This window comes from Tabrizicola piscis, from assembly GCF_003940805.1.
Taxonomy (GTDB): Bacteria; Pseudomonadota; Alphaproteobacteria; order Rhodobacterales; family Rhodobacteraceae; genus Tabrizicola; species Tabrizicola piscis.
Window position 1 is genome coordinate 755652 of sequence record NZ_CP034328.1, and the last position, 24652, is coordinate 780303.

Below are 24652 nucleotides of genomic sequence, written 5' to 3' on the forward strand. Positions count from 1 at the left end.
CACCGGGCGTGCCCCTCGATCAGAGCGGCTGGCTGGGCATGATCGTTAACCTGAGTGTTTTAGTCACCATTGTCAACCCTCGACCACACACCGCTTTCCACTGGCCCCGCCCGGCAAAGCCGCTATCGTCGCGGCATTGCAAGAAAGCCGCCCGTCATGCCGTCAAGCCCGATGCCAACAGATCCTGAGCCGACAGATGCTGACGCCACAGATATAGATGTCGTGGGCCATCTCCTCAGCCTGCCCCCGCCCAAGATGGACACGGCCACCCTCGCCCGCCTCGTCACGGCCCACTGGAACCTGACGGGAACGCTCACACTCCTCACCTCGGAACGGGACCTGAACCACCGCCTCGACACTGGCTCCGCCAGCTACACGGTAAAGCTCTCGAACCCGGCAGAACCCCCGGCGCTGACCGATTTCCAGACGCAGGCCCTGCTTCACAGCGCCGCTGCCGACGCAGGCCTTCCCACCCCCCGCGTGGTCCCAACCGTTGACGGCCGCCCAATCCTGCCCCTGCCGGACGGCGCGCTGCGCCTGCTGACCTGGTGCCCCGGCACGCCCATCGCCCACCTGCCCCGCACGCCCTTGCTGGCCCGCGCCATCGGTGCCGCCCTCGCCCGCCTGACGACCGCCCTTGCCGCCTTCGACCACCCCGCCGCCGACCACGTCCTCCTGTGGGACATCCGCCAGTTCCCCCGCCTGGCCCCGCTCCTGCCGGCCCTGCCCGCCGATCTCCAGCCCATGGGAAAGGCATTCCTGCACCGATTCACCGCCGAAACTGCCCCCGCACTGACCAGCCTGCCCAAGCAAGTCGTCCATGCCGATTTCAACCCACACAACCTTCTGGCCGACCCCGCCCAGCCAGACACCCTGACCGGCATCCTCGACTTTGGCGACATGGTCCGCAGCCACCGGATCTGCGACCTTGCCACCGCCTGCTCCTACCAGATCGACCCGGACGATCCGCTGGCCCTCCTCTCCCCTCTCCTTGCCGCCTATCATGCCAACCTGCCGCTGACCGAGGATGAGATCGCGCTTCTCCCCGATCTGATCACCGCGCGGATGCTGACCACTCTCACGATCTCGGCCTGGCGCGCGGCGCGCTATCCGGACAATGCGGCCTACATCCTGCGCAACGCCCCCTCAGCCCGGGCAGGCCTGACCGCCGCCGCCAGCCTGACCCCCGCCCATATCCAAGCCGCCTGCGAAAGGCCAAGCCCATGACCCGCCCCCAGATGCCCAACGCCTATACCCCCGGCGCGATCCGCCTTGATCCGCAGGACGACGCGCGGATCGCCCGCCGCGCCGCCCTCCTCGGCCCCGCCTACCGGCTGTTTTACGAAGAACCCCTGCACCTTGTCCGGGGCGAAGGCGTCTGGCTTTACGACCGCGACGGCCGCGCCTACCTTGACACCTACAACAACGTGGCCTCGGTCGGGCATTGCCACCCCCGCGTCGTCGCCGCGATGGCTGGTCAGGCGGCCACGCTGGCCACCCACACCCGCTATCTCCACGACGGCATCCTTGACTACGCCGAGCGTCTGCTTGCCCTGTTTCCCCCCGCCCTCGCCCATGTCATGTTCACCTGCACCGGGTCCGAAGCGAATGACCTTGCCATCCGCATCGCCCGCGCCGCCACCGGCGGCACCGGGATCATCGTCACCGACAACGCCTACCATGGCGTGACGCTCGTCACGGCCGAGGCGTCCATGTCGCTTGGCCCCGCCGTGGCCCCCGGGCCAACCGTGTTTCCAGTTCCCGCCCCCAGCGCCACGAACTATCCAGACGGCATCGCCTCAGGCTTCGCCGCCGCCGTCACCGCCGCCTGCAACCGGATGCAGGCCCAAGGGATCAAACCCTGCGCCCTGATCGTCGACACGGTGTTTTCCTCCGATGGCGTCCTGCCCGACCCCGCCGGGTTCCTCGCCCCCGCCGCCAGCGCGATCCGCGCCGCAGGTGGCCTGTTCATCGCCGATGAGGTGCAACCCGGCTTCGGCCGCACGGGCAGCCACATGTGGGGCTTTGACCGTCACGGGCTGATCCCGGACATGGTCTCCTTGGGCAAGCCTATGGGCAACGGCTATCCGATGGCGGGCCTTGTCCTGCAACCCCAGATCATCGAGGCCTTCGGGACAAAGGCACGCTACTTCAACACCTTCGGCGGCAACGCCGTCGCCGCCGCCGTGGGCCTTGCCGTGCTGGATGTCGTCCGCGACGAAGGCCTGATGGAAAACGCCGCCACCGTGGGCACCGCCTTCGCCGCGGGCCTGCGCGATCTTGCCACCCGGCACGAAACCCTCGGCGAAACCCGCGCCGCTGGCCTGTTTCTCGGCACCGACATCCTGACGGGCGGCCAGCCTGACGCTACCCGCGCCGGGCGCATCGTGAACGCGCTGCGCCAGAACGGCATCCTGATCAGCGCGACCGGCCCACAGGGCCACATCCTGAAGATCCGCCCGCCCCTGCCCTTTTCACTGGCCAATGCCGATCAGTTCCTGACCACCCTCGACCGCGTGCTCACGCGCCCCTAAGCCCTTGCTCTTTTGCAAATACTCTCCGGGGGTGCGGGGGTGGAACACCCCCGCTGACCGAGCCGGTTGGCGCGCGCCCGCGCGCCAGAGGCGAGACTAAAGGCTTGCGCGCCAGCGCTCAATTCACCAACCGCTGCAGAAGATCAGCCCAGCGCGTAGCCTGCCCCGCGCACAGTCCGCACCGGGTCCGCGCCGCCGAACTGCATCAGCGATTTCCGCAGCCGTCCCACATGCACATCCACCGTCCGGGTATCGACATAGATGTCGCGCCCCCAGACCAGATCCAGCAGCTGCTCCCGCGAAAACACCCGCCCCGGCCGCTCCATCAGCGTGACCAGAAGCTTGAACTCGGTCGGGCCCAGCTTCAGCACCTTGTCCGCCCGATAAACCCGGTGGCTTTCGGGATCGAGGCGGATATCCTCGTGCTCCAGCACCACGCCGGCGGTGGACGGGCGCACCCGGCGCAACTGGGCCCTGGCCCGCGCCATCAGCTCCAGCACCGAATAGGGCTTGATCACATAGTCATCCGCGCCTGTTTCAAGCCCGCGGATGCGGTCCACCTCTTCCGCCCGGGCCGACAGCATGATGATCGGGATGCCGCGCGTATCCGGCCGCATCTTCAGCCGCCGGCACACCTCGATCCCCGACACTTTCGGCATCATCCAGTCCAGAATGATGATGTCCGGCTCTTCCTCGTCCACCAGCACCATCGCATCTTCGCCATTGTCGGCCTGCGTGACCGCAAAGCCCTCGGCCTCAAGGTTATAGGCCAGAACCGTCCGCTGCGCCGGCTCATCCTCGACCAGAAGAACCCGTGGCTGTCCGCTGCGTGCCATGCCTTACCCCCTCGCCACGACAGCACCGGTGCTGTCCACCTTTGGCCTGTCATCTTCGGGCATCGAACCGGTCACCAGATAGATCACCTGTTCGGCGACCGAGGTCGCATGATCACCCACCCGCTCGATGTTCTTGGCGATGAAGTGCAGGTGCATGCAGGGCCCGATGTTGCGCGGGTCCTCCATCATATGGGTCAGGAACTCGCGAAAGATCGAGTTGTACATCTGGTCAATCTCGCGGTCGCGCTGGCGGACATCCTCGGCCAGCCGTGCGTCCCGGCGGATATAGGCATCCAGCGCATCGGTCAGCATCACCACCACGGCCTTGGCCAGCCGCCGGATCGACCCGCTGGCCCCCGGCACTTGCGGCATCTGGCTCAAGATCGCCGTGCGCTTGGCCAGGTTCTTGGCATAGTCCCCGGCCCGTTCCAATGCAGCGGCAATCTTCATCACGGTCAGGACCGTGCGCAAATCCCCCGCCGTGGGCGCGCGCAAGGCGATCAGCCGCGCACATTCGCTGTTGATCTGGTCCTCCAGCGCGTCGATGGCGGCATCGCCCGCCCGCACCCGCGCGGCCAGATCCTCATCCCGTGCATCCAGCGCCTCGGCCGCGTCCAGAAGGGCGGTTTCAACCAGCCCCCCCATCCGCAGGACCAGCGCCTGGGTGGATTCAAGATCGCGGTCAAAGGCGGTTGCAATATGCGCCATGTTCATCCCTGTCTCCTTACCCGATGCGCCCGGTGATATAGGCTTCGGTGCGTGGGTCTTTCGGGTTGGTGAAGATTTCGGCCGTCTCGCCGTATTCCACCAGGTGGCCCAGGTGGAAAAACGCCGTCTTCTGGCTGACGCGCGCGGCCTGCTGCATCGAATGGGTCACGATCACGACCGAAAAGCTGGACCGCAACTCGTCGATCAACTCCTCGACCTGCGCAGTGGCGATCGGATCCAAAGCCGAGCAGGGTTCGTCCATCAACAGCACCTCGGGCCCAGTCGCAATCGCCCGCGCGATGCACAGCCGCTGCTGCTGGCCGCCGGAAAGCCCGGTGCCGGGGCTGTCCAGCCGGTCCTTCACCTCAGCCCACAGCGCCGCCTTGCGCAGCGAGGCTTCGACGATCTGGTCAAGCTCGCCCTTGTTGCGGGTCAGCCCGTGGATCTTCGGCCCGTACGCCACGTTTTCATAGATCGATTTCGGAAATGGGTTCGGCTTTTGAAACACCATCCCCACCTTGGCGCGCAGTTGGACCGGGTCCACCTTGGGGGCATAGATATCCTCGCCGTCCAGCGTGATCTTGCCCGTCACCCGGCAGGAGGCGATGGTGTCGTTCATCCGGTTCAGGCAGCGCAGGAAGGTGGACTTGCCGCAGCCCGACGGCCCGATGAACGCCGTGACCGCATGGTCGAGGATCGACACATCCACATCCTTCAGCGCATGGGTCGTCCCGTAGTGGACCTGAACCCCACGCGCCTCGATCTTTGCCGTGGCGGCCACGATGCCCCGTCCCGCCGTCCGCACGTCGTCCATCAGCCCTGCTCCGTCTCTGGCCGCCCTTACCTGCGCTGGCCGCGTCAGCCCTCACCTTGCGCATAAGCGGCTATGATGACCCCTATGCGTCGATTTTGTAACAGCTGCATGACAGGACGGCCGGTCTCGGCCTAGGAGCGCGCGAGCAGCGCCTCGATCTCCGCCCGCGCGGGCATGGCGGGCGCGGTTCCGGGTCGGGTGACGGAAATCCCCGCCGTCGCGCAGCCGAAGCGCACGGCGTCGACCACGTCGCGGCCTTCCGACAGCGCCACGGCAAAGCCGCCGTTGAAGGCGTCGCCAGCGCCAGTGGTTTCCACCACGGGTCCGGCGCTGATCACCGGCACATGTACCGACCGGCTCCGATCGCGATACAGCGCGCCATTCCCCCCAAGCGTGACAACCACCGCGCCCACGCCCTTGGCAAGCAGCGCATCGGCGGCGGCTTCCGCCTCGGCCACATTGGTCACCGGAAGACCAGTCAAAGCCTCGGCTTCGGATTCGTTCGGCGTCACGAAATCGCACAACGCCAGCATGGCATCGTCCAGCGGTGCTGCCGGGGCCGGGTTCAGGATCGTCACGACACCTGCCGCCCGCGCAATCTCCAGCGCGCGCCGCGCGGCGGGGATCGGCTGTTCCAGTTGCGTCACGAAGACGGACGCGCTTTCGATCAACGCGCGCTTTGCCTCCACATCCTCCACCGACACCCGACCTGCCGCACCGGGGGCCACGATGATCGCATTATTGCCCGTGGCCGCTTCGATGAAGATATAGGCCGCCCCAGTGTAGCTTTCGCCATCCTCGGTGACTTCGGGTACCACGCCCGCCCGGGCCCAGGTGGCGCGGGCAATATCGGCAAAGGCATCGCGGCCTAGCCGGGTGATGAAATGCACCTTGCCGCCATTCCCAGCGCTCGCCATCGCCGCAGCGACCGACTGGTTCGACCCCTTCCCCCCCGGCCCCAACACGAAGGAATTGCCCAGAATCGTCTCGCCCATCTTCGGCTGCCGCTCCGCCCGATAGGCGGTATCGGCCACGAAGATCCCAAGAATCACGATCGGTTTTGTCATCTCACGTCTTCCTTCTCAGGCGTCCGGCGGGATCACGCCCTTGCGGAACATGAAGCAGCCGTAGAACCGCCGTTCCCCGGTCTGGATCACTGCATAGGCCTGCCGCGCCATGTCATAGAATGCAAACCGCTCGATGCTGACCATGGGCCGCGCGCGCCCCTCGGCCCGGTCGATCTCGGCCTGCACCTCGGCCTGCACCGCAGGCACCTCGGTCGGCGCGCCGACCACTTCCATCCGGCCCGCGAAATCGTCGACGAAAGTGTCAAGCGGCAGCACCGAAAGGATCGCCTGCACCGCTTCGGCACAGCTCAGGTTCTCCATCCGCAACAGCTTGCCCGTCACAGTGGCCCGCGCCACGGAATCGGATGGGAAATTGGTATCAGCCACGATCAGCACATCGCCATGCCCCATGCCCCGCAGGCAGGCCAGCACTTCGGCATTCAGCCGGTTGTCGATTCCCTTGAGCATCCCCGCTCCCCCTTCATTTTCTGTCCACAAATATCCCGGGGGTGCGGGGGCTGGCCCCCGCTCCGCGAGATGTCACGCAAGCCGCACGCCCGAGGATCTGTCGAACAGATGCACCTTTTCCGCATCGGGCGCAAAGGTCAGCGCGTCGCCCGGCCGGAACGCCACCCGGTCGCGGAACATCGCCACCACATCCCGACCGCCGCCGTCCTGCCCGAACCGCAGGACGACATGGGTCTCTGACCCGGTCGGCTCCACCACGGCCACGCTGCCGGCAATCCCGTCGCTGCCCACCGTCAGGTGCTCCGGCCGGATGCCATAGGTCACCTCGCGCCCCTCGGCCAGTGCCGAACCTGCCGGCAGCGGCAGCCGTGCGCCGCCGTCAATCTCGACCACGCCGCGCCGGACGATGCCCGGCAGCATGTTCATCGCCGGACTGCCGATGAAGCCTGCGACAAAGGCATTGGCGGGCCGGTCATAAAGGTCAAGCGGCGCGCCGACCTGTTCGATCCGGCCGCCCTGCATGACGACGATCTTGTCGGCCATGGTCATCGCTTCGATCTGGTCATGGGTGACATAGACCGTGGTGGTCTTCAGCCGGAGATGGAGTTCGCGAATCTCGGTGCGCATCTGGACGCGCAACTTGGCGTCCAGGTTTGACAGCGGTTCGTCGAACAGAAACACCTGCGGGTCGCGCACGATGGCGCGGCCCATGGCGACGCGCTGGCGTTGCCCACCCGACAGCGCACGAGGGTAACGGTCCAGATAGGGCGTCAGGCCAAGGATCCCTGCCGCGCGGGTCACCTTCTCGGCAATCACGGCCTTGTCCATTCCCCGCATCTTCAGGGCGAACCCCATGTTCGCGCCCACGGTCTTGTGCGGGTAAAGCGCATAGTTCTGGAACACCATGGCAATGTCGCGCTCGCTTGGCGGCAGGTTGTTCACCCGCCGGTCGCCAATCCGGATGTCGCCGCTGGAGATTTCCTCCAGCCCCGCGATCATCCGCAGCAGCGTGGACTTGCCACAGCCCGACGGTCCGACAAGCACCACGAATTCACCATCCGCAATATCCAGATCAAGGCCGTGGACGACCTGTACCCCGCCATAGAACTTCTTCAGCTCGCGGATCGTGACTTCGGCCATTGGCCTTTCCCCTCCCTCAGACTTTGGCAAGGCTAGCGGCGACGCGCGGGCCTGTCCACCGGCTGATCATACTAACATGTTAGAATCTTGACAGGCCCTGCGCCCCTTGCCAAGCTACGCCCCGAGGATTGCTGCCGCTGGGGGGGGGAAGGCCCGGCAGTGCTCTTTGCCGCTGGCGCGATGTGACGGGCTTCGGTGGCGGGTGCCAGAATTCCGGAAGACGAAAATCGCAACGAAAAAGGACCACGCCCTCGCCGATCTGTGCCGGGCAGAGGGTCCACTCAAAGGGAGGACGACTCGTGAAAGTAGGACTTTACAACGCGCTCATGGGCGCACAGATCAGCCGCCGCCGCATGTTGCAGGGCGCGACCGCGCTTTCGGCCATGGCCATGGTGCCTGCCAGCGTGAAAACCGCCCTTGCCGAGGCGCATGGCAATGTGCGTGCCGAAATCCTGAAGATTCCCGGCGTTGGCATGGGCTCGCCCACGGATGCCGATTGGCAGAAGGTCGGCGAGATGTGCCTTGCCGCCACCAAGGCAAGCGTCACCGAAGGCGAATTCGCCGGGGTCGAACTCACCTTCATGGGCCTCAACAACCAGAACCTGCACAACTTCCTGTTCCGCGGTTTCCTCAAGCCGTGGGAGGCCTATACCGGCGCCAAGATCAACTGGATCGACCTCGCGCAAGCCGATTACAACAGCCGCCTGCAGCAGGCCATCGCCACCGGCACGGTTGACTTTGACATCCTCGAAATGGGCGCCCCCTTCGAAGGCGATACCGCCAGCAAGGGCCTTCTAGACGAAATGCCCGACTGGGTCTCGGCCCAGATCGATGAAGAGGACCTTGTCGGCTATCTCAAGCCACCTGTCGGCACCTGGGACGGCAAGAAGTACCGCGTCACCATCGACGGCGACTGCCACACCTTCGCCTATCGCAAGGACTACTTCGGTGAAGGCGCGATTGGCGGGGCCGAGGTTCCGACCACATGGCAGGCCGTCAACGAAGTCTCCAAGGCCCTTGTCGGCCAGACCGATCCGCTGACCGGCCTGCCCGCGCATGGCTATCTTGATCCGCTGAAAGGCTGGGGCGGGTTCGGGATGTACTTCATCGCCAACCGTGCCACCGCTTACGTCAAGCACCCTGATGATCCGGCATGGCTGTTCGACCCCGACACGATGAAGCCGCGCGTCAACAACCCGGGCTGGGTGCAGGCGATCCAGGACGTGATGGACCTGATCGCCGCTGGCGCCTACCCCGCCGACCAGATCAACGCCGATCCCGGCACCACGGCCTTCAGCCAGTTCCTGGCCGGAACGGGCTCCATGCTGATGTGGTGGGGTGACGTGGGGTCGTCCGCGCGCACCTCCGACACCTCGGTCGTGGGCGATGTCGTGGGCTTCGGGATCAACCCCGGCTCTACCCGCCGCTACAACTCCGCCGCCGGCGCATGGGAGGAAACCGCAAACGAAGCGCCGCTCATGGCCTATATCGGCTGGGGCGTCTACGTCACCTCCCGCGTTTCGGCTGATGAGAAGAAGCGCAAGGCCGCCTGGTCCGCCGCTGCCCATCTGGGCGGCAAGGACCTGTCGCTCTGGACCGCCGCTTACCCGTCGGGCTTCCAGCCCTACCGCAACTCTCACTTCGACTATGCGGAATGGGAAACCGCCGGCTACGACCGCGCCTATATCGAGGATTACCTCGGGTCGAACGCCGACAGCTACAACCACCCCAACGCCGCGATCGAACCGCGCATCCCCGGCATCTTCCAGTACTATTCGGTTGCCGAGGATGAACTGGCCAAGGGCTTTGCCGGCCAGTACGCATCGGCGCAGGAAACGGCAGATGCCATCGCCGCCGCCTGGGAGAAGATCACCGACCAGATCGGCCGCGACAGCCAGATCGCGCTTTACAAAGCCTCGCTGGGGATGTGACCCTAAACTGCAAGGCGGGCAGCAATGCCCGCCTTGCACGCCCCTTCCCGCGGTGTGGACAGGCCTGTCCACCCTAAATTCCCTTGCCAGACGCCACCAGTCCGGTGGCACGGCACCTTACCTTGCAGGCACAGACAGTTGAGCAGCGGCGCAGCCCTTCACGTCGTCACCAGCGACACCATCACCGACAGCCGCAAACGGCTGGGCCATGCGATGATCTGGGGCTCGGCCGCCGTGCTGGGCCTTGTGGCGCTGGCGCAACTGGGCCAGACGCTGGGCTGGTGGGACGCGGGCTTCACCACCTGGCGGCCCACGCTTTACGCCTATTGCCTTTGGGCCACCGCATTGTGCTGGGCGCAGGTCATCCTGCGCGGCGAACAGGGCAAGCGCACCCTGTTTGTCCTGCCCGCCGCCCTGTTCGTCATTTCGCTGACCGTGTTCCCGCTTCTCTTCGGCCTGATCATCGCCTTTTCCAGCTGGAACCTTGCCAGCCCGGACGGCCGCCAGTTCAACGGCATAGCCAACCTTGTGCAGATGTGGAACGACCCGTTCTACTGGAACGCCATGACCAACATGGTCTGGTATACCCTTGCCATCGTTGTGGAATACGCCATCGCCTTCGGCCTCGCCCTCCTCCTCAACAGCCAGATCAGGGCGCGCAAGTTCTTCCGCGTCGCTTTCCTTTTGCCGCTGATGCTGTCCCCCGTCGCCGTCAGCTGGATGATCGGCAAATCGATGCTTGAGGCACGGTTCGGCCCCATCGCGCGGCTTGCCCGCTGGCTGGGCTGGGAAAACCCGTCCTTCTTCGGCTCGCCCGAGGTGGCCAAGATCACCATCATGCTGATGGATGCCTGGACCTTCATCCCCTTCATGATGATCATGCTGCTGGCCGGTCTGCAGGCGATCCCCAAGGAACTGACCGAGGCGTCCCGCGTCGACGGTGCAACCGGCTGGCGGTCGTTCTGGGAGGTGACATTTCCCCTGATGCTGCCCGTCAGCATCACGGCAATCCTGATCCGCATCATCTTCAAGCTGAAACTGGCCGACATCGTCATCAACGTCACCTCCGGCGGTCCGGGCGGTGCCACGGATACCGTCACCAGCTTCATCTTCCGCGAATACCGCGACCGGTCGAACGTCGGCTACGGCACGATGCTGGCCATGGTCTACCTTGTGCTGATCGTGATCTTCATGACCGCGCTGATGAAACTCGCCGCCCGTTGGACAAGACCCAGAACATGACCGAAACCGCGATCTTCAAGGATTCCGAGGCGGACCGCAGCTTTCGCGCCAAATGGTGGGTCAACCGCTTTGCCGTCTATGGCGTGCTGATCCTATGGGCGGTCATCTGCCTGTTCCCGATCTACTGGACGCTGACCACCAGCTTCAAGATGGCCCCGAACGTGATGCAGGGCAATCTGGTGCCATGGGTCGACTACAACCCGGCATGGTTGGGCTGGCGGTCGCTTGGCCTGTCGCCCGACACCATCGGCGCTGAATCGACCGTGCGGGAGGAGTTCATGAAACGCTTCCTGAACTCCGTCATCACCTCGCTGTCATCTTCGACCCTTGCCGTCATCCTCGGCTCACTGGCCGCCTATGGCCTGTCCCGCTTTACCTACAAGTTCGGCTTCATGAAGAATGACGATATCTCGTTCTTCTTCCTCAGCCAGCTGATCCTGCCGCCCGTCGTGCTCGCCCTGCCGTTTCTGGTGCTGTACAAGGAACTGGCACTGCTCGACACGCGGATCGGCCTGATCCTGCTGTACACCCTTTCGGTCCTGCCCATCGTCATCTGGATCATGCGCGACCAGTTCGCCGGCATCCCGACCGAACTGGAAGAAGCGGCCATGGTCGACGGCCTTGGCGTCTGGGGGGCGTTCTTCACCATCATCCTGCCCATCGCCCTGCCCGGCATGGTCGCGGCCTTCATCCTGTCGCTGGTGCTGACGTGGAACGAATATTTCTTCGCCGCCCTCATCACCTCGACACATGCCAATACCCTGCCGGTGATGGTCGCCAGCCAGACGGGGTCACAGGGCATTTCCTGGTGGTCGATGGCCGCACTGTCCGCCGCCGCGATCCTGCCGCTGATCGTGATCGGCGTGGTGCTGGAACGCTTCATCATCAAGGGCATGGCCGCGGGTGCCGTCAAATGACACCCAAGAATTTTCGCCGAAAATTCTTGGCCCGCCCCGGATGCTGAAAGGCATCGACCAACGGTTAAGCGCGGAAATCGTCCATGTCCTCATGCTGATGGGTCATGGCGATGATCTGGTGATCTGCGATGTGAACCACCCCGCCGCCACCATCGCCGCCGAAACCACCTACGGCCGGCTGGTCGACATGCCCGGCTGCGACATCCCCACCGCCGCCCGCGCGATCCTGACGCTGATGCCGCTCGACACTTTCGTCGACGCCCCGATCACCCGCATGCAGGTGGTCGGTGACCCCACGGCCGACCGGCCGATCTTCGCCCGAATGCAAGCTGTCGCAGACAGCGCAGAGGGCCGCCCCGTCCCCATGCAATCCCTCGACCGCTTCGCGTTCTACGAGGCCGCGAAACGCGCCTTCGCCATCATCCGCACGGCGGACTCGGGCCCCTACGGCTGTTTCATCCTGAAAAAAGGCGTGATCGACCTGCCCGAGCTTTAAGGCTCAAGCCCCAGCACCCCGGTCATATGCGTCAGCGCAATCCCCACGCCCTGCTCGCCTAACTCCGCCGTGGCCGCAGGCGCGGTCTCGGTATACCAATGCCCGCCTTCGGCGACCCGCGCCATGTCAACCGTGTCGGGCGCCAGGGCCAGCATCAGCGACGTCTCCCCCACCCCGGCATGGTCAAAGGGGAAATCGGCCCCTTTCGGGAACAGCGGATGGATCCTGATCCAGTTGAACGGGTCCGCCCCAGCCTCGTGCTGGGCATAGTAGTCCTGCATCCCCCGGTCGCCCCACCAGCCCGGGCCGCGCGCCGCCTCAAGATACCGGAAGATCGCGTTGCGGGCGGCAAGGCGAAAGGTCAGATCGGTGGGCATCCCTTGGGAGAAGTTTTCGGTCTGGTGATGGATCACCCCATGCAGGTTGCGAAAGCCGGTCGTCAGCAACCCGGCAAACAGCGCCTCAGCCATGGGCAGGAAGGTGGCGGGCTCCAGATGGAGCGTCCCCGCCCCCGGCCCCGCAACCGCATGGCTCGCCGCGCCATATGCGAAGGGCGGCAGCAGGATGATCCGGTCCCCAAGCCGCTTCAGCGTCTCGGTCACGATCAAAAGGTCCACCCCGGCGGGCAGGTGCTGCCCGTGGTATTCCATCACGCCAATCGGCAACACCACCGGAGTCCCCGCCGCAATGGCCTCGGCAATCTGGTGCGGGCGCATCCGGTCGAACTGCATCACTCTGCCCCTAACGCGTGAGCAATGTCCTTGGTCTGGCGGTAAAGCGCCTTCCACAGCGGATATTGCCGGTCATAGGCCGCAACCGCCTCGGGCGTCACAGTGCGGGACACCGGGTTCCAGCGGCTGATCTCGTCCGGCATCGCAGCCCCGATGGCCACGGCAGCCAGGAAGGCATCGCCGTAACTCGCCCCCATGGTCTTTTCGCACACAAGTTGCCGGATCTTCGCCAGGTCCGAGGTGGCCTGCATCCAGACCGCGTTCTGCGTGCCCCCACCCACGGCCAACACTCGCGAGGGGGCTGCGTCCAGCTCACGGTAGGTGTCAAAGACATGCGCCGTGCCCATGGCAACGCCCTCCAGCGCCGCACGGAAAAGGTCGGCCCGGGTGTGGGTCAGGTCCAGCCCGAAAAACGCCCCCTTGGCCAGCGGGTCATGGATCGGCGTCCGCTCACCCGAGAAATAGGGCAGGCAGATCAACCCCTTGGCCCCCTTCGGACTGGCCGCCGCCTCAGCCGCAAGGGTGGCAAAGTCACTGTCCCGCGCCAACTGGTCGCGGAACCAGTGGGTCAGCGTGCCCGACGTCGCCAGCCCCGCCATTGACGCATGCAGACCCGGAAACAACCACGGCGCATACCACAGCCGCGCATCGCGGACCGGGGCGGCGGTCACCTGAATGATGAAGATGGTTGACCCATACATCAGCATCATTTCACCCGGGGCCTGAACGCCGACGCTGACCGCCTCTGCCGCCGCATCAATCGTGCCGCAGGTGACGGGCGTGCCTTCGGCCAGCCCGGTCTCCGCCGCGGCAGCTGCCGTGATATGCCCGGCGATGTCGGTGGACCACATCAGGCGCGGCAACCGGTCCAGCGGTAGGATATCGGCAAGCTCGGCCGTCCATCCCAAGCTGTTGACATCGTAAAGCGGCGAGAAGTTCGCCGCCGTGTAGTGGTCAATCGCATATTCCCCGGTCAGCTTCCATGTCAGGTAGCTGGTCGAGGTCAGCACCTTTGCCGTCCGTGCAAAAAGCTCCGGGTGCGTTTCCTTCAGCCACAGGATCTTTGGCCCCACCGATTGCGAAGTCAGCGCATTGCCGCAGCGCGACAGGATCACATCCTCCCCAATCGCCGCATTCAGCGCCTCGATCTGGGCCGATGCCCGGGTATCCACACCGTAAAGCACCCCATTCATCAACGGCGCGCCCGCGCTGTCCACCGGCAGCATGCAGGGCCCGATGGCGCTGGCGGCCACGGCGCGGATCGCCTTTGGATCAATCCCGGACTGCGCCAGCAGCGTCCGCGTCACATGGACGAAATCGCCCCACCAATCCTCCTCCGCCCGGTGTTCGGCCCAGCCGGGGCGGGGTACGATCATCTTGTGCGGGCGCGAGGCGGTGGCGGTGATCGTCCCGTCGCTTGCCACCAGAACGCCCTTGGTTTCAAACGTGCCGATATCGATGCCGAGGGTGTAGGTCATGGTCCGGGCCTTATGGGCTGCGCGTCAGGGCAAGGTCGGGGGTGATGCCGTCCAGCATGCCATCAAGCAGCCGGGTCAGCCCGTCCAGATCGGCGGTATCCACCACCTCCAGCGCCGAATGCGAATAGCGCATGGGGAAGCCGACATCGAGACAGGCCACCCCCTCTTGCCCCATGAACTGGATATAGGACAGATCGGTCAGCGCCCCGGTATGGGCCGACCGCTGCAAGGGCAGCCCGCCCGCCTCCGCCGCCGCCTCGGCCAGCTTGACCAGCGCGGGATGCGGGATCACCCCATTCAGCGTGCCGCGCCCGTGGAAGGAATACAGGCTGATGCCGGGGCCACCGCCCAGGGTCACCTCACCCCGTCCGGTCATGTCGGGCGTGTCGCAGGCCAGCAGCAAATCTATCTGCAGCGCGATGTCGGGCTGCAAAGCGGTTGCCGCAGGCAGAACCCCGCGAAGATTGTATTCCTCCTGCACCGACCAGACGAGGTGCAGCGTCGGCCCCGGCTTGCCCAACCGCGCCGCCGCCAGCGCCAGCAGCACGGCGCACCCTGCCCGGTCATCGACCGACGTCCCGGCGATCCGGTTGCCATGCAGCGGCAGAACCCGTGGCAGGTAGGTGACCGGAGTGCCGATCCTGACACCCGCCGCCAGCGCCTCATCCGCCGAGGAAAATCCCGCATCAACGTAAAGGTCAGCATAGGGCAGGACCTTGTACTTCTCCTCCGGTCCCGTCGCATGATGCGACTTGTTGGCGATGACACCGGGAATGTCGCCCTTGTCCGTGCTCAGAACCACCGCCTGCGCGGGCAAAGCGCGTTCCGGCACGCCGCCAAGGCGTTCCAGCCGGATCAACCCCGAGGCTTCAACCTTGCGGACGATGAAGCCAAGCTGGTCCATATGGGTAAAGACCATCACCGAGGGCAGGGCCGGATCGCCCGGGATCGTGGTCATCAGATTGCCCAGCCGATCAGACCGATGCGGCAGGCCCAGCCGGTCAAGATGCGCGGCGATGGCCGTGGCCACACGCCCCTCATACCCGGACAGGCCCGGGATCAGCATCAACTCGGTCAAGAGATCGCGGATCATCTGCCCCCCCGCACCGCACGGACACGGTCCATGAAATCCTTGGCGCGCTCGGCATCAACGGCGGCCCAAGTGTCGCCCCCGTGCTTCAACGCGCTGCCAACGATGCAGCCATCGGCAATCCGCAGCACGTCAGCGACAGTGGCGTGCTTGACCCCGGTATTGGCCAGCACCGGCGTGGTGGGCAGGACACGCTTGACCGCCTCCAGATCCTCCATCCGGGCGGCTTCGCCGGTGATTGCACCGGACACGAGCACGGCATCCGGGATCGAAGAAAAGACAGCGCTGCGCGCCCGATCCGGCAGGGGTCGCGGGTCAAGCGACCCCGCGAATTCCGCCGAGACGTTGTAGAGGGTGGCAACGTTCCCCGCCCCCAGCCGGCTGCCATAGCGCCGGGCCGCACCGGCATCGGGTGCCCAAAGGCCCATATCGCTGGCGTAGGTGCCGGTAAAAATCTCGCGCACGAAGGCAGCACCGGTGGCCGCAGCCAGCGCCATGGTTGCCATCGGGTCCCACAGCACGTTGACCCCGAAGGGCACAGCAATCCGGTCGCGCAACCGGCCGATCACATAGGCCATCGTCGCGGTTGAGGCAGCGTCGACCTTCAACTCATAGGGCCGGTCATTCTCATTTCCGAACATCACCGCATCGACCCCGGCGGCCTGCAATGCCGCAAGATCAGCCTCTGCCCCGGCAAGGATCGCCTCGACCCCGCCTGCCCCGTCATGCAGCGGCGTGCCGGGCATCGCCCCCAGATGAACCATCGCGATGACGGGCTTCCCCTGCCCGAAAACCTGTTCGAAACGTGTCATGACATCCCCCCATTCCGGCAAGGCTAGCGCGAAAGCGGGTGGTCGGGAAGAGCGCAACATACTAGCATGTCAGCAAACAGTGGAGGCAGGGATGCAAGCAAGGCGGCAGTGGGATCGGCGCGGGGCCGGGGGACTTTCCTTCACCGAACTCGGCTTTGGCGCGGCGCCTTTGGGCAACCTGTTCAAGGCGATCAGCGAGGATGAAGCGCAGGCAGTCCTTGAGGCGGCTTGGGCCGCAGGCGTGCGCTATTTCGATACGGCACCTCTCTACGGCCTTGGCCTGTCCGAAACCCGGATCAACCACTTCCTGCGCGGAAAGCCGCGGGCGGAGTATGTGATCTCGACCAAGGTCGGGCGGCTGTTGTCGGCTGTGCCCCACGGAACCGGGGATGGCATCGGCAAGTGGATTGATGTGCCCAGCCGCCGCGAAACCTTTGACTACAGCCATGACGGCGTGCTGCGCAGCCTTGAGGCCAGTCTGGAGCGGTTGGGTCTGGACCGGGTCGATGTGCTTTACGTCCACGATCTGGACATCTTTACCCACGGGTCCGAGGCCGCCAAGGCCGCGCCGCTGGCCGAATTCATGGCCGGTGGTTACCGGGCGCTGACCCGGTTGCGCGACGAAGGCGTGATCGCGGGCTTTGGCGCCGGTGTGAACGAATGGGAACCCTGCGACTGGCTGCTGGAGCGGGGCGAGTTCGACCTCTTCCTGCTGGCCGGGCGCTATACCCTGCTGGAACAGGGGGCGGCGGGCTTCATGGACCGCGCCCATGCCAAGGGGGTGGGGGTCGTGATCGGCGGGCCGTACAATTCCGGCATTCTGGCCACCGGTCCGAAACCCGGGGCGCATTACAACTATGCCCCGGCCCCAGAGGCCGTGCTTGACCGCGCGGCCCGGCTTCAGACGCTGTGCGAAGCGCAGGGGGTGCGGCTGGTCGACGCGGCCTTCCAGTTTCCACTGCGGCATCCGGCGGTCGTCAGCGTCATCCCCGGCGGGCAGGGATTGGCTGAGATGACCAGCAACATCAAGGCTTCCGCAGCCCGGATCCCCGAAGCCCTGTGGCAGGCCCTGTCAGCCGAAGGGTTGATCCCCGAAACCACCCCCGGTCGCTGACCCGTTTGATTGAGCGCTTGCGCGCAAGCCTTTGTCTCGCCTCTGGCGCGCGAAGTCGCGCGCCAACCGGCTCGGGGTGATGGGGGCATCCTGCCCCCAAAACCCCCGGGGAGTATTTCGAAAAGAGCAACTGGGTTTACGTGTTGCGGGACAGCCCCCGCAGGGTCATCAGGCCCCGGCAAGGGTGGCGCGAATCATGGCGGCGTCGATCGTCGGGCGCTGGTCCAATGGCAGGCTGACATGCAGACCTGCGGCGGCCTGACCAAAGGCGGCGGCAGCGACAAGGCTGGCACCGCCCGCCCATTCCGCCGCCAGCGCGCCGATGAAGGCATCCCCCGCGCCATGGGTGGAGACCACCTTGACCCGATTGGCAGACTGCAGGGCCAGCTGCCCCGCTTCGGCGATCACCAGCCCGTCGCCCCCCAAGGTCACGATCACCGCGCGCGGGCCCTGTTTGCCGAGGTCCTCTGCGGCCCGGGTCGCATCGAGGCCCGTCTCGGCACGGCCAAGGAGATCGGCCGCCTCGCCCCGGTTCACCACCAGAAGATCGGTCAGCGCCAGAAGGTCAGGGGCCACCGCGCGCGCGGGGGCCGCGTTCAGAATGACGCGGACGCCCGCCGCCCGCGCCTGCCGCGCGAGCGCGAGGTTCGCCGCCTCGGGGATTTCGCTTTGCAAAAGCAGCGCCGCGCAATCCTTGGGGAACAGCACGGCCTCGGGCCGAAACAGCAAGTTCGCGCCCGACACGATGACCGCCCCATAGGCCCCGTCAGGCAGCGAGATCGCCACAGACATGCCAGAGGGTCCGGGATGGGTCTGCACGGCAGACCGGCGTACCCCCGCCATGTCCAAAGCGCTGCGCAACAGCATCGCCGCGTCATCGGACCCGACCGCCCCGGCCATATGCACCTCGGCCCCGGCGCGGGCGGCGGCGGCGGCCTGATTGCCGCCCTTGCCGCCAAAGGCATAGCGGACGGCGCTGCCCACCATCGTCTGGTCCGCCCGCGGCAAGCCGGGGGCGTCGACGATCACGTCATGATGCAGGGACCCTGCGCAAAGTAGAACGGGCTTCGGTCGCATCACGGCATCGTCGGAACTGGTGAAGGGTGGGCAGGACAGAAAGGCACAGGACGAGTCATTTGTGGCGGGTCATTCAGCAGGGGCTGCGGGCGCGGTCATTGGCGGAATTGTAGACCATGGTATGCAACTGGCAAGACTCGAAAATGCAGGTCAACGCCGGTTCATGCACCAAACAGCGCGGCCATCACCAGACGCGTCGCCGCCGCCGCATCCTGACGCGCCTGTGCCGCCTCAAGCGCCGGATCATCCGCCAACCGTGCTGCCAGATCGACCAGCCGGTCGGTCAGGCGGATGTTGGTCCGCGCCTCCTCCACCGGATCAAGGCCGGACAGGTCGGGGAAGGTGTCAAAGTAGATCACCCCGGCATAGCCCGCGCGGGCCATGGCCACCAAAAGCTCCACCGTTTGCACGGGATGCACAGAACCGGCCATCAGGCCGTCGTCCCGCTTGCCGTAGCCATCGTTCAGGTGCAGCCCCAGAATGCGGGACCGGCGCGCGGCAAGCATCGCGGCCTTGGCCGGCATCTCGCCCGCGTAAAGCATATGGGCAAAGTCGAGCGTCACGCCGGTATTGGGGCGATCCACCTCCTCCAATGCCAGAAGTGTGGTGGCCATGTCGGGCATCAGCGCATGGGCGCGGGGTTCGTTGGGTTTGTATTCGACGGCAATGTCGATGGCGGGGTTGTGGTCCGCAACCTCGACCATCGCGGCGATGGTATCATCCCACATCCGGCCATAATCGGCCTGAAAGCTGTAGTCGAACCCGTCCTGCCCCATCCAGAGGGTCATCTGGCTGCCCCCCATCGCGCTGCAGGCATCGATCCCGCGCTTGGTCAGGTCGATGGCTGCCTGCCGGACGGCACGGTCGGGGTGGGTAAAGGCCCCCAGCTTGAAGCCGCTTTCCGTGTAATAGCGCATCGCCAGCCCGTTCAGCACAAGGCCCTGATCCGACAGCAACCCGGTCAGCGTCGCCGGGTCATGCGCGGCGAAATGGTCGGGATAGTTGAGGTCGGCGGCGGACAGCCCGCCCACCTGCCCCACGCCAAGGATCATCTCGGCCACCGAGCCGCCCCTGACCTTGAAGGCATTCAGCCGCGCGGCATAGCGGGGGCGATTGGGAATCATGCTGTCCCTCGGTCAGGATTGAACAACTCGGGCCGGTCGCGTTCCAAGGGTTCAAGATAGGTCAGGAGTTGCCGCAGATGCGCCTGTATGGCAGCGCGGGCCGCGTCGGGGTCACGCGCTTCAAGCGCCGTCAGGATCGCCTGATGTTCGGCCAGCGTGGCGGCAATCCGCCCCGGCACCGGCAGGATCAGCTGCCGCGCGCGGTTGACATGCAGCCAGGCGGTTTCGGCCACCTGTGACAGCTTGGGAAAGCCGGTGAATGACAACAGCAGCTCATGCATGGCGGCATCCATGGCGTAAAACCCCGGAATGTCCCCATCGGCAACCAAAGCCGCCTGCACAGTCAGATTGCGGCGCAGAAGCTGCAGCTGATCGTCCGTGATGCGGGCGGCCACGCGTTCGATGGCAGCGACCTCGATCGCCTCGCGCAGAAAGGCGCCCTCACGGATGTCCTCCATCGAAAAACGGGCCACGAAGGTGCCGGCCTGGGGGATCACATCGACCAGCCCCTCGGCCTGCAGGCGGGCCACTGCATCGGCGACCGGGCTGCGACTGACGCCAAGGGCCGCACAGACCTCGGGCTTGCGCAGGATCTCTCCCGGGCGATAGGCAAGCGACAGGATCCCTTGCCGCAACGTCTGATAGACGCGCTGCCCAAGCGACCCCGAAAACTCGGCCAAGGGCCGAAGCCGCTTTGACGGTGCGGGCGCTGAGGGCTCTTGTTTGGCGGCGGCGGCTGGTTGTAACATGCTAACATGTTAGGCGACTGCGCCGCCCTGTCAAGAATGGGGCCGTCAGGAAAGGGTTTGCAATGGCTGATGGGGTAATCCGGCTGCACGGGTCCGACAATGTGGTGATCGCCCTTCAGGACCTTGCGGCAGGTGCCGTGGTGGCGGCCGTAGCCGCGCCCTTGCCGGGCGCCGTCCCGCGCGGCCACAAGATCGCCGCCCGCGACATCGCCAAGGGGGATGAGGTGATCCGCTACGGCCAGATCATCGGACAGGCCACCGCCGACATCCCGGCCGGTGCGCATATCCACAGCCACAACCTTGGCATGGGGCCCCACAGCAGCGACTATGCCATCGGCAGCGAATGCCGCCCCCTGCCGCCGCTGTCCCCCCGCAGCTTCATGGGCTACCACCGCCCTGATGGCACTGTGGGCACCCGCAACTACCTTGGCATCCTGACGTCGGTGAACTGCTCCGGCTCCGTCGCCCGGTTCATCGCCGAGGCGGCCGAGAAAGACCCCGTGCTTGCCGCCATGCCCGGGATCGACGGGATCGTGCCCATCGTCCACCAGACCGGCTGCGGGATGTCCGGCACGAATGAAGGCTACGCCACCCTAATGCGCACGCTGAAAGGCTATGCGCGCAACCCGAACTTCGGCGGCATCCTTCTCGTTGGCCTGGGGTGCGAGGTGATGCAGGTCCCCGACCTTGTCGGCCAGGGCCGCCTGCGCCCGGATGGCAATTTCCGCTACATGACCATCCAGGGCGAAGGCGGCACCCGCGCTACCATCGACCGCGCGCTCGGCACCTTGCGCGAGATGGCCGAGGTCGCCGCCCGCACCCCCCGCGCGCCCGCCCCGGTGTCCAAACTGGTGGTCGGGCTGCAATGCGGCGGCTCGGACGGCTATAGCGGCATCACCGCCAACCCCGCCCTTGGCCATGCCTCGGACCTTCTGGTCCAGATGGGCGGCACCACGATCCTGTCCGAAACGCCCGAAATTTACGGGGCCGAACACCTCCTCACCCGCCGCGCCGTCAGCCGTGACGTGGGCGAGACGCTCCTTGAACGCATCCGCTGGTGGGAAGACTACACCGCCCGCAATGAGGGTGAGATGGACAACAACCCCTCCCCCGGCAACAAGCGCGGCGGGCTGACGACGATCCTTGAAAAGTCGCTCGGCGCGGTGGCCAAGGGCGGCACCGCCCCCCTCTCCGGCGTCTACAAATTCGCCGAACCGATCACGACCCCCGGCTTCGTCTACATGGACAGCCCCGGCTATGATCCGTGCTCTGTCACCGGCCAGATCGCCAGTGGCGCCACCCTGATCGTGTTCACCACCGGGCGCGGGTCGGTCTCGGGCTACAAACCCTCCCCTTGCATCAAGCTGGCCACCAACTCGGAAATGTACGCCCGCATGAAGGAAGACATGGACATCAACTGCGGCGATATCCTCGATGGCGTCAGCATCGCGGCGAAGGGTGAGGAGATCCTCGACAAGATCATCGCCACCGCCTCCGGCCAGCAGACCCTGTCCGAGGAGTTGGGCTTTGGCGGCGCGGAGTTCGTGCCATGGCAGATCGGGGCAGTGATGTGAGACCTCCTTACCGCTGGCCCGACCCCGACCGCGACTACACGAACGGCGCCTTCATCCCCGGCGCTGCCGACTACCCGCCGCGCTGGCAGGCAAAGGCCGAAGCCTTCCGCGCGGCCCTCGGCCCCCGCGCCGAACTTGACCTGCCCTATGGGCCCGCCCCCCGGCAGAAACTTGATCTCTTCCTGCCCGAAGGCCCGCCGCGCGGGGCCATGGTCTTTGTCCACGGCGGCTACTGGCACCTGTTCGACAAATCCCATTGGTCACACCTCGCGGCAGGGGTACTGGCGCGCGGGTTTGCCGTCGCCATGCCCGGTTACACCCTCGCCCCCGAGGCGCGGATCAGCGCGATGACGGCCGAGATTGCAAAAGCCTGCTGGTTTGTCGCCACCCGGATCGCGGGCCCGCTGGTGGTCACCGGCCATTCCGCCGGCGGCCACCTCGCCGCGCGGATGGCCTGCACCGACATCGCCCTGCCGCTGACGCGGGTTGTGCCGATCTCACCCCTGACCGAACTCGGCCCCCTGATGGCCACCACGATGAACGCCAAACTCCGCCTAGATGAAGCAGAGGCCGCCAGCGAAAGCCCCGCCCGGCTTGGCCTGCGGCCCGAGGTGGCCGCTCATGTCTGGGTGGGTGCCGCCGAACGCCCTGCCTTCCTGTGGCAAGCCCGTACCTTGGCCGAGGAATGGGCCTGTCCGTGGACCGCCGACGCCGACCGCCACCACTTCGACGTGATCGATGCGTTGACGGACCCCGCCTCCCTGCTTGTTGAAACGCTGCTTGGTCCGCTTTAGGCAGGCAGTTGCTCTTTTGGAAATACTCCACGGGGGTCTGGGGGTGTGAAACCCCCAGTGACCGAGGTCCTCGCGCGCTCCGCGCGCGAGGGCCGAGATAAAGGGACTTCGCGCGGAACGCGCTCCGCTTCACAAGTGCGGCAAGATCAAAGCAACATCGCCTCTTCCGCCCGGCGCGCCTCGGCCTCACGCGCGGCTTCAACCCGCGCCCGGCGGCGACGGTTGATCTCGTAGATCACGGCCAGCACCAGCGTCACCATGATCAACAGGAACGCCAGCGCGTTGATCGTCGGCGTGATCCCGGCCCGCACTTTGGAGAAGACATAGACCGTCAGCGTATCCGCCCCGCCCCGCGTGAACTGCGTCACGTTGAAGTTCTCGATCGACTGGAAGAAGGCCACCGCCGCCCCAGCCCCGATTGCCGGGTAAAGATGCGGCAACAGGATCCGCCGCATCACCTGCGCATGGCTGGCACCAAGGTCCAGCGCCGCCTCCTCCAGCCCGGCATCAAAGGACTGCAGCCGCGCCAGCACCAGAAGCATCACCATCGCCGCGATATAGCTGACCTGCCCCAGCACGCTCAGGTGCAGGCCGGGGATGAACGGCCAGGGCTTGCCTTCCGGCCCGAACAGAACCCCGCCCATCTTGGTCCACAGGATCATCGTCGAAATCCCGATCACCACGCCGGGGATCAGGATGGTCGAGATCATCATCCCGTAAAGTGCCGTCCGCGCCCGGCCAGAGGTCGAGTTGATCAGGATCGCCGCCGCTGTCCCCACGATGACCGCAATCACCGCCACGGCCACCGCCACCCACAGCGTGTTGGCAAAGGCCACCATCATCCGCTGGTCCTGAATCATCTCGCTGAACCACATCGTGGTCCAACCCTTCCACGGCACGATAGAGGGCAACTTGCTGTCGTTGAATGCCGCCCCCGACATCACCACCAGCGGGGCCAGCAGGAAGATCAGGAACAGCACCGTATAGGCCCGCGCCAGAGTCTGTCGGAACTTGTGCATCGCAGACCCCCTATTTCGCGATATCGGACAGCTTCACCTTGAACAGCCACATCGCGACGCTCACGAAGACGGTGCACAGAAGAAGCAGGATGAAGGCATAGGCCGACGCGGTGTTCCAGTCCAAGGCGTCCTTGAACCACTGGTCGATGGTCTGGGTGAACCATTGCGAGGTGGTGGACCCAAGGATCGACGGCACCAGCAAGGACCCCGCCGACAGCATGAACACCATGACAGACCCACTGGCGATGCCGGGCTTGGAATGAGGCAGCACGATCTTCCAGTGGATCTTCCACCACGGCGCCCCAAGGTCCTCCGCCGCCTCGATCTGGTTGGTGTCCAAGGACTGGATCGCGTTGTAGATCGGGAACAGCATGAACAGGACGTAAGTGTAGATCAGCCCGATCACCACGCCGGTATAGCCCAGGTTGGTCCAGCGGATCGGATCTTCGATCACCCCCACCGCCAACAGCAGCGCGTTGAGCGGACCCTTGAAGGCCAGAATGATCCACCAGGCAAAGGCGCGCAGCACCTCGGACACCCACAGCGGGATGAACAGCAGCAGGATCAGCGTCGGCAGGGACCGGGGGTTGACGATCTTGGCCATGAAATAGGCCAGCGGATAGGCCATCGCAAAGCAGATCACCGTCACCAGCATCGAATACAGGATCGTCAGCCCGAAGGTATAGACGTGCACCGGAATGGAAAAGCTGATCCCGAACAGGCTTTTGTCGACATTGCCGTCAAAGACCTTGAGGTAATTGTCGAAGCTGTAGGTGTCACGCGGACCGCCGATGTCGACCACCGGCAGATAGGGGCGAAAGCTTTGCTCCAGCAGCGTGATGTTCGGCACGATCACCAGCATGATCAGCCAGAAGGCCACCAGCAGGCACATCGTCACGGTCAGCCCCAGACCATAGCGGCGCAGCATGTCCTGCAT

The 24652-nt window shown here is 65.5% G+C and carries 24 protein-coding genes; 9 read left to right on the plus strand and 15 right to left on the minus strand.

The genetic code is table 11. The annotated features are described in order from the left end of the window. The first annotated feature begins 171 nt into the window (after positions 1 to 171). On the plus strand, positions 172 to 1227 hold the full coding sequence (locus EI545_RS03620; protein WP_164517197.1) for a phosphotransferase: 1056 nt from the start codon (positions 172 to 174) through the stop codon (positions 1225 to 1227). Then, complete coding sequence (locus EI545_RS03625; RefSeq protein ID WP_125324208.1) at positions 1224 to 2534, plus strand: aspartate aminotransferase family protein; 1311 nt, start codon at positions 1224 to 1226, stop codon at positions 2532 to 2534. Before EI545_RS03620 ends, EI545_RS03625 begins: the two co-directional genes overlap by 4 nt. Positions 2535 to 2677: 143 nt before the next feature. Here the strand turns inward: EI545_RS03625 and phoB are convergent, their stop codons facing one another. The 6 genes from phoB to EI545_RS03655 all read right to left on the minus strand — a co-directional run bounded on the left by phoB (position 2678) and on the right by EI545_RS03655 (position 7567). Beyond that, positions 2678 to 3370, minus strand: coding sequence for a phosphate regulon transcriptional regulator PhoB (gene phoB, locus EI545_RS03630; protein ID WP_125324209.1), 693 nt, complete (start codon positions 3368 to 3370; stop codon positions 2678 to 2680). Between the two features lie 3 nt (positions 3371 to 3373). Continuing rightward, the gene (gene phoU, locus EI545_RS03635; protein WP_125324210.1) at positions 3374 to 4084 is read right to left on the minus strand and encodes a phosphate signaling complex protein PhoU; all 711 of its coding nucleotides are present in this window, start codon (positions 4082 to 4084) and stop codon (positions 3374 to 3376) included. A gap of 10 nt (positions 4085 to 4094) precedes the next feature. Then, the gene (pstB, locus tag EI545_RS03640) at positions 4095 to 4892 is read right to left on the minus strand and encodes a phosphate ABC transporter ATP-binding protein PstB (protein ID WP_125324211.1); all 798 of its coding nucleotides are present in this window, start codon (positions 4890 to 4892) and stop codon (positions 4095 to 4097) included. Between the two features lie 131 nt (positions 4893 to 5023). Then, on the minus strand, positions 5024 to 5959 hold the full coding sequence (locus tag EI545_RS03645) for a ribokinase (RefSeq protein ID WP_125324212.1): 936 nt from the start codon (positions 5957 to 5959) through the stop codon (positions 5024 to 5026). 15 nt (positions 5960 to 5974) lie between these two features. Next, complete coding sequence (locus tag EI545_RS03650; RefSeq protein WP_125324213.1) at positions 5975 to 6427, minus strand: RbsD/FucU family protein; 453 nt, start codon at positions 6425 to 6427, stop codon at positions 5975 to 5977. 72 nt (positions 6428 to 6499) lie between these two features. Beyond that, positions 6500 to 7567 carry an ABC transporter ATP-binding protein gene (locus EI545_RS03655; protein ID WP_125324214.1) on the minus strand — a complete coding sequence of 356 codons (1068 nt, stop codon included), beginning with the start codon at positions 7565 to 7567 and terminating at the stop codon, positions 6500 to 6502. Positions 7568 to 7866: 299 nt separating this feature from the next. On the opposite strand from EI545_RS03655, the gene EI545_RS03660 reads away from it, so the two are divergent. The 4 genes from EI545_RS03660 to EI545_RS03675 all read left to right on the plus strand — a co-directional run bounded on the left by EI545_RS03660 (position 7867) and on the right by EI545_RS03675 (position 12153). After that, on the plus strand, positions 7867 to 9498 hold the full coding sequence (locus tag EI545_RS03660; RefSeq protein WP_125324215.1) for an extracellular solute-binding protein: 1632 nt from the start codon (positions 7867 to 7869) through the stop codon (positions 9496 to 9498). 138 nt (positions 9499 to 9636) lie between these two features. Continuing rightward, entirely contained in the window at positions 9637 to 10740 is a 1104-nt protein-coding gene (locus EI545_RS03665; protein ID WP_245990270.1) for a carbohydrate ABC transporter permease, read from the plus strand. Then, entirely contained in the window at positions 10737 to 11657 is a 921-nt protein-coding gene (locus EI545_RS03670; RefSeq protein WP_125327225.1) for a carbohydrate ABC transporter permease, read from the plus strand. Before EI545_RS03665 ends, EI545_RS03670 begins: the two co-directional genes overlap by 4 nt. 40 nt (positions 11658 to 11697) lie before the next feature. Next, a complete protein-coding gene (locus EI545_RS03675; RefSeq protein ID WP_125324217.1) occupies positions 11698 to 12153 on the plus strand; it encodes an RbsD/FucU family protein in 456 nt (151 codons plus the stop codon). Here EI545_RS03675 and EI545_RS03680 read toward each other — a convergent pair. Genes EI545_RS03680 through EI545_RS03695 form a run of 4 tightly spaced genes read right to left on the minus strand, consistent with a single transcriptional unit; the run spans position 12150 to position 16264 of the window. After that, positions 12150 to 12884 (minus strand): creatininase family protein, encoded by a 735-nt coding sequence (locus EI545_RS03680; RefSeq protein WP_125324218.1) that lies wholly within the window; start codon positions 12882 to 12884, stop codon positions 12150 to 12152. The two genes, EI545_RS03675 and EI545_RS03680, sit on opposite strands and share 4 nt — an antisense overlap. After that, a complete protein-coding gene (locus EI545_RS03685) occupies positions 12884 to 14362 on the minus strand; it encodes an FGGY-family carbohydrate kinase (RefSeq protein ID WP_125324219.1) in 1479 nt (492 codons plus the stop codon). The genes EI545_RS03680 and EI545_RS03685 overlap by 1 nt, the downstream gene beginning before the upstream one ends. A 10-nt stretch (positions 14363 to 14372) precedes the next feature. Then, entirely contained in the window at positions 14373 to 15455 is a 1083-nt protein-coding gene (locus EI545_RS03690; RefSeq protein WP_125324220.1) for a M42 family metallopeptidase, read from the minus strand. Next, the gene (locus EI545_RS03695; RefSeq protein WP_125324221.1) at positions 15452 to 16264 is read right to left on the minus strand and encodes a BtpA/SgcQ family protein; all 813 of its coding nucleotides are present in this window, start codon (positions 16262 to 16264) and stop codon (positions 15452 to 15454) included. Before EI545_RS03695 ends, EI545_RS03690 begins: the two co-directional genes overlap by 4 nt. Positions 16265 to 16355: 91 nt before the next feature. Between EI545_RS03695 and EI545_RS03700 the strand changes: the two genes are divergently transcribed. After that, the gene (locus EI545_RS03700) at positions 16356 to 17378 is read left to right on the plus strand and encodes an aldo/keto reductase (RefSeq protein ID WP_125324222.1); all 1023 of its coding nucleotides are present in this window, start codon (positions 16356 to 16358) and stop codon (positions 17376 to 17378) included. Between the two features lie 168 nt (positions 17379 to 17546). Here the strand turns inward: EI545_RS03700 and EI545_RS03705 are convergent, their stop codons facing one another. The 3 genes from EI545_RS03705 to EI545_RS03715 all read right to left on the minus strand — a co-directional run bounded on the left by EI545_RS03705 (position 17547) and on the right by EI545_RS03715 (position 20328). Next, positions 17547 to 18455 carry a PfkB family carbohydrate kinase gene (locus EI545_RS03705; protein ID WP_125324223.1) on the minus strand — a complete coding sequence of 303 codons (909 nt, stop codon included), beginning with the start codon at positions 18453 to 18455 and terminating at the stop codon, positions 17547 to 17549. Positions 18456 to 18616: 161 nt separating this feature from the next. Further along, positions 18617 to 19579 carry a sugar phosphate isomerase/epimerase family protein gene (locus EI545_RS03710; protein WP_125324224.1) on the minus strand — a complete coding sequence of 321 codons (963 nt, stop codon included), beginning with the start codon at positions 19577 to 19579 and terminating at the stop codon, positions 18617 to 18619. Continuing rightward, complete coding sequence (locus EI545_RS03715) at positions 19576 to 20328, minus strand: GntR family transcriptional regulator (protein WP_125324225.1); 753 nt, start codon at positions 20326 to 20328, stop codon at positions 19576 to 19578. The genes EI545_RS03710 and EI545_RS03715 overlap by 4 nt, the downstream gene beginning before the upstream one ends. Positions 20329 to 20390: 62 nt before the next feature. On the opposite strand from EI545_RS03715, the gene EI545_RS03720 reads away from it, so the two are divergent. Then, positions 20391 to 21902 carry a UxaA family hydrolase gene (locus tag EI545_RS03720; RefSeq protein ID WP_125324226.1) on the plus strand — a complete coding sequence of 504 codons (1512 nt, stop codon included), beginning with the start codon at positions 20391 to 20393 and terminating at the stop codon, positions 21900 to 21902. Next, positions 21878 to 22696, plus strand: coding sequence for an alpha/beta hydrolase (locus tag EI545_RS03725; protein WP_125324227.1), 819 nt, complete (start codon positions 21878 to 21880; stop codon positions 22694 to 22696). Before EI545_RS03720 ends, EI545_RS03725 begins: the two co-directional genes overlap by 25 nt. 146 nt (positions 22697 to 22842) lie before the next feature. On the opposite strand, the gene EI545_RS03730 is transcribed toward EI545_RS03725, so the two are convergent. After that, a complete protein-coding gene (locus EI545_RS03730; RefSeq protein WP_125324228.1) occupies positions 22843 to 23715 on the minus strand; it encodes an ABC transporter permease in 873 nt (290 codons plus the stop codon). A gap of 10 nt (positions 23716 to 23725) precedes the next feature. Continuing rightward, entirely contained in the window at positions 23726 to 24652 is a 927-nt protein-coding gene (locus EI545_RS03735) for an ABC transporter permease (RefSeq protein WP_125324229.1), read from the minus strand.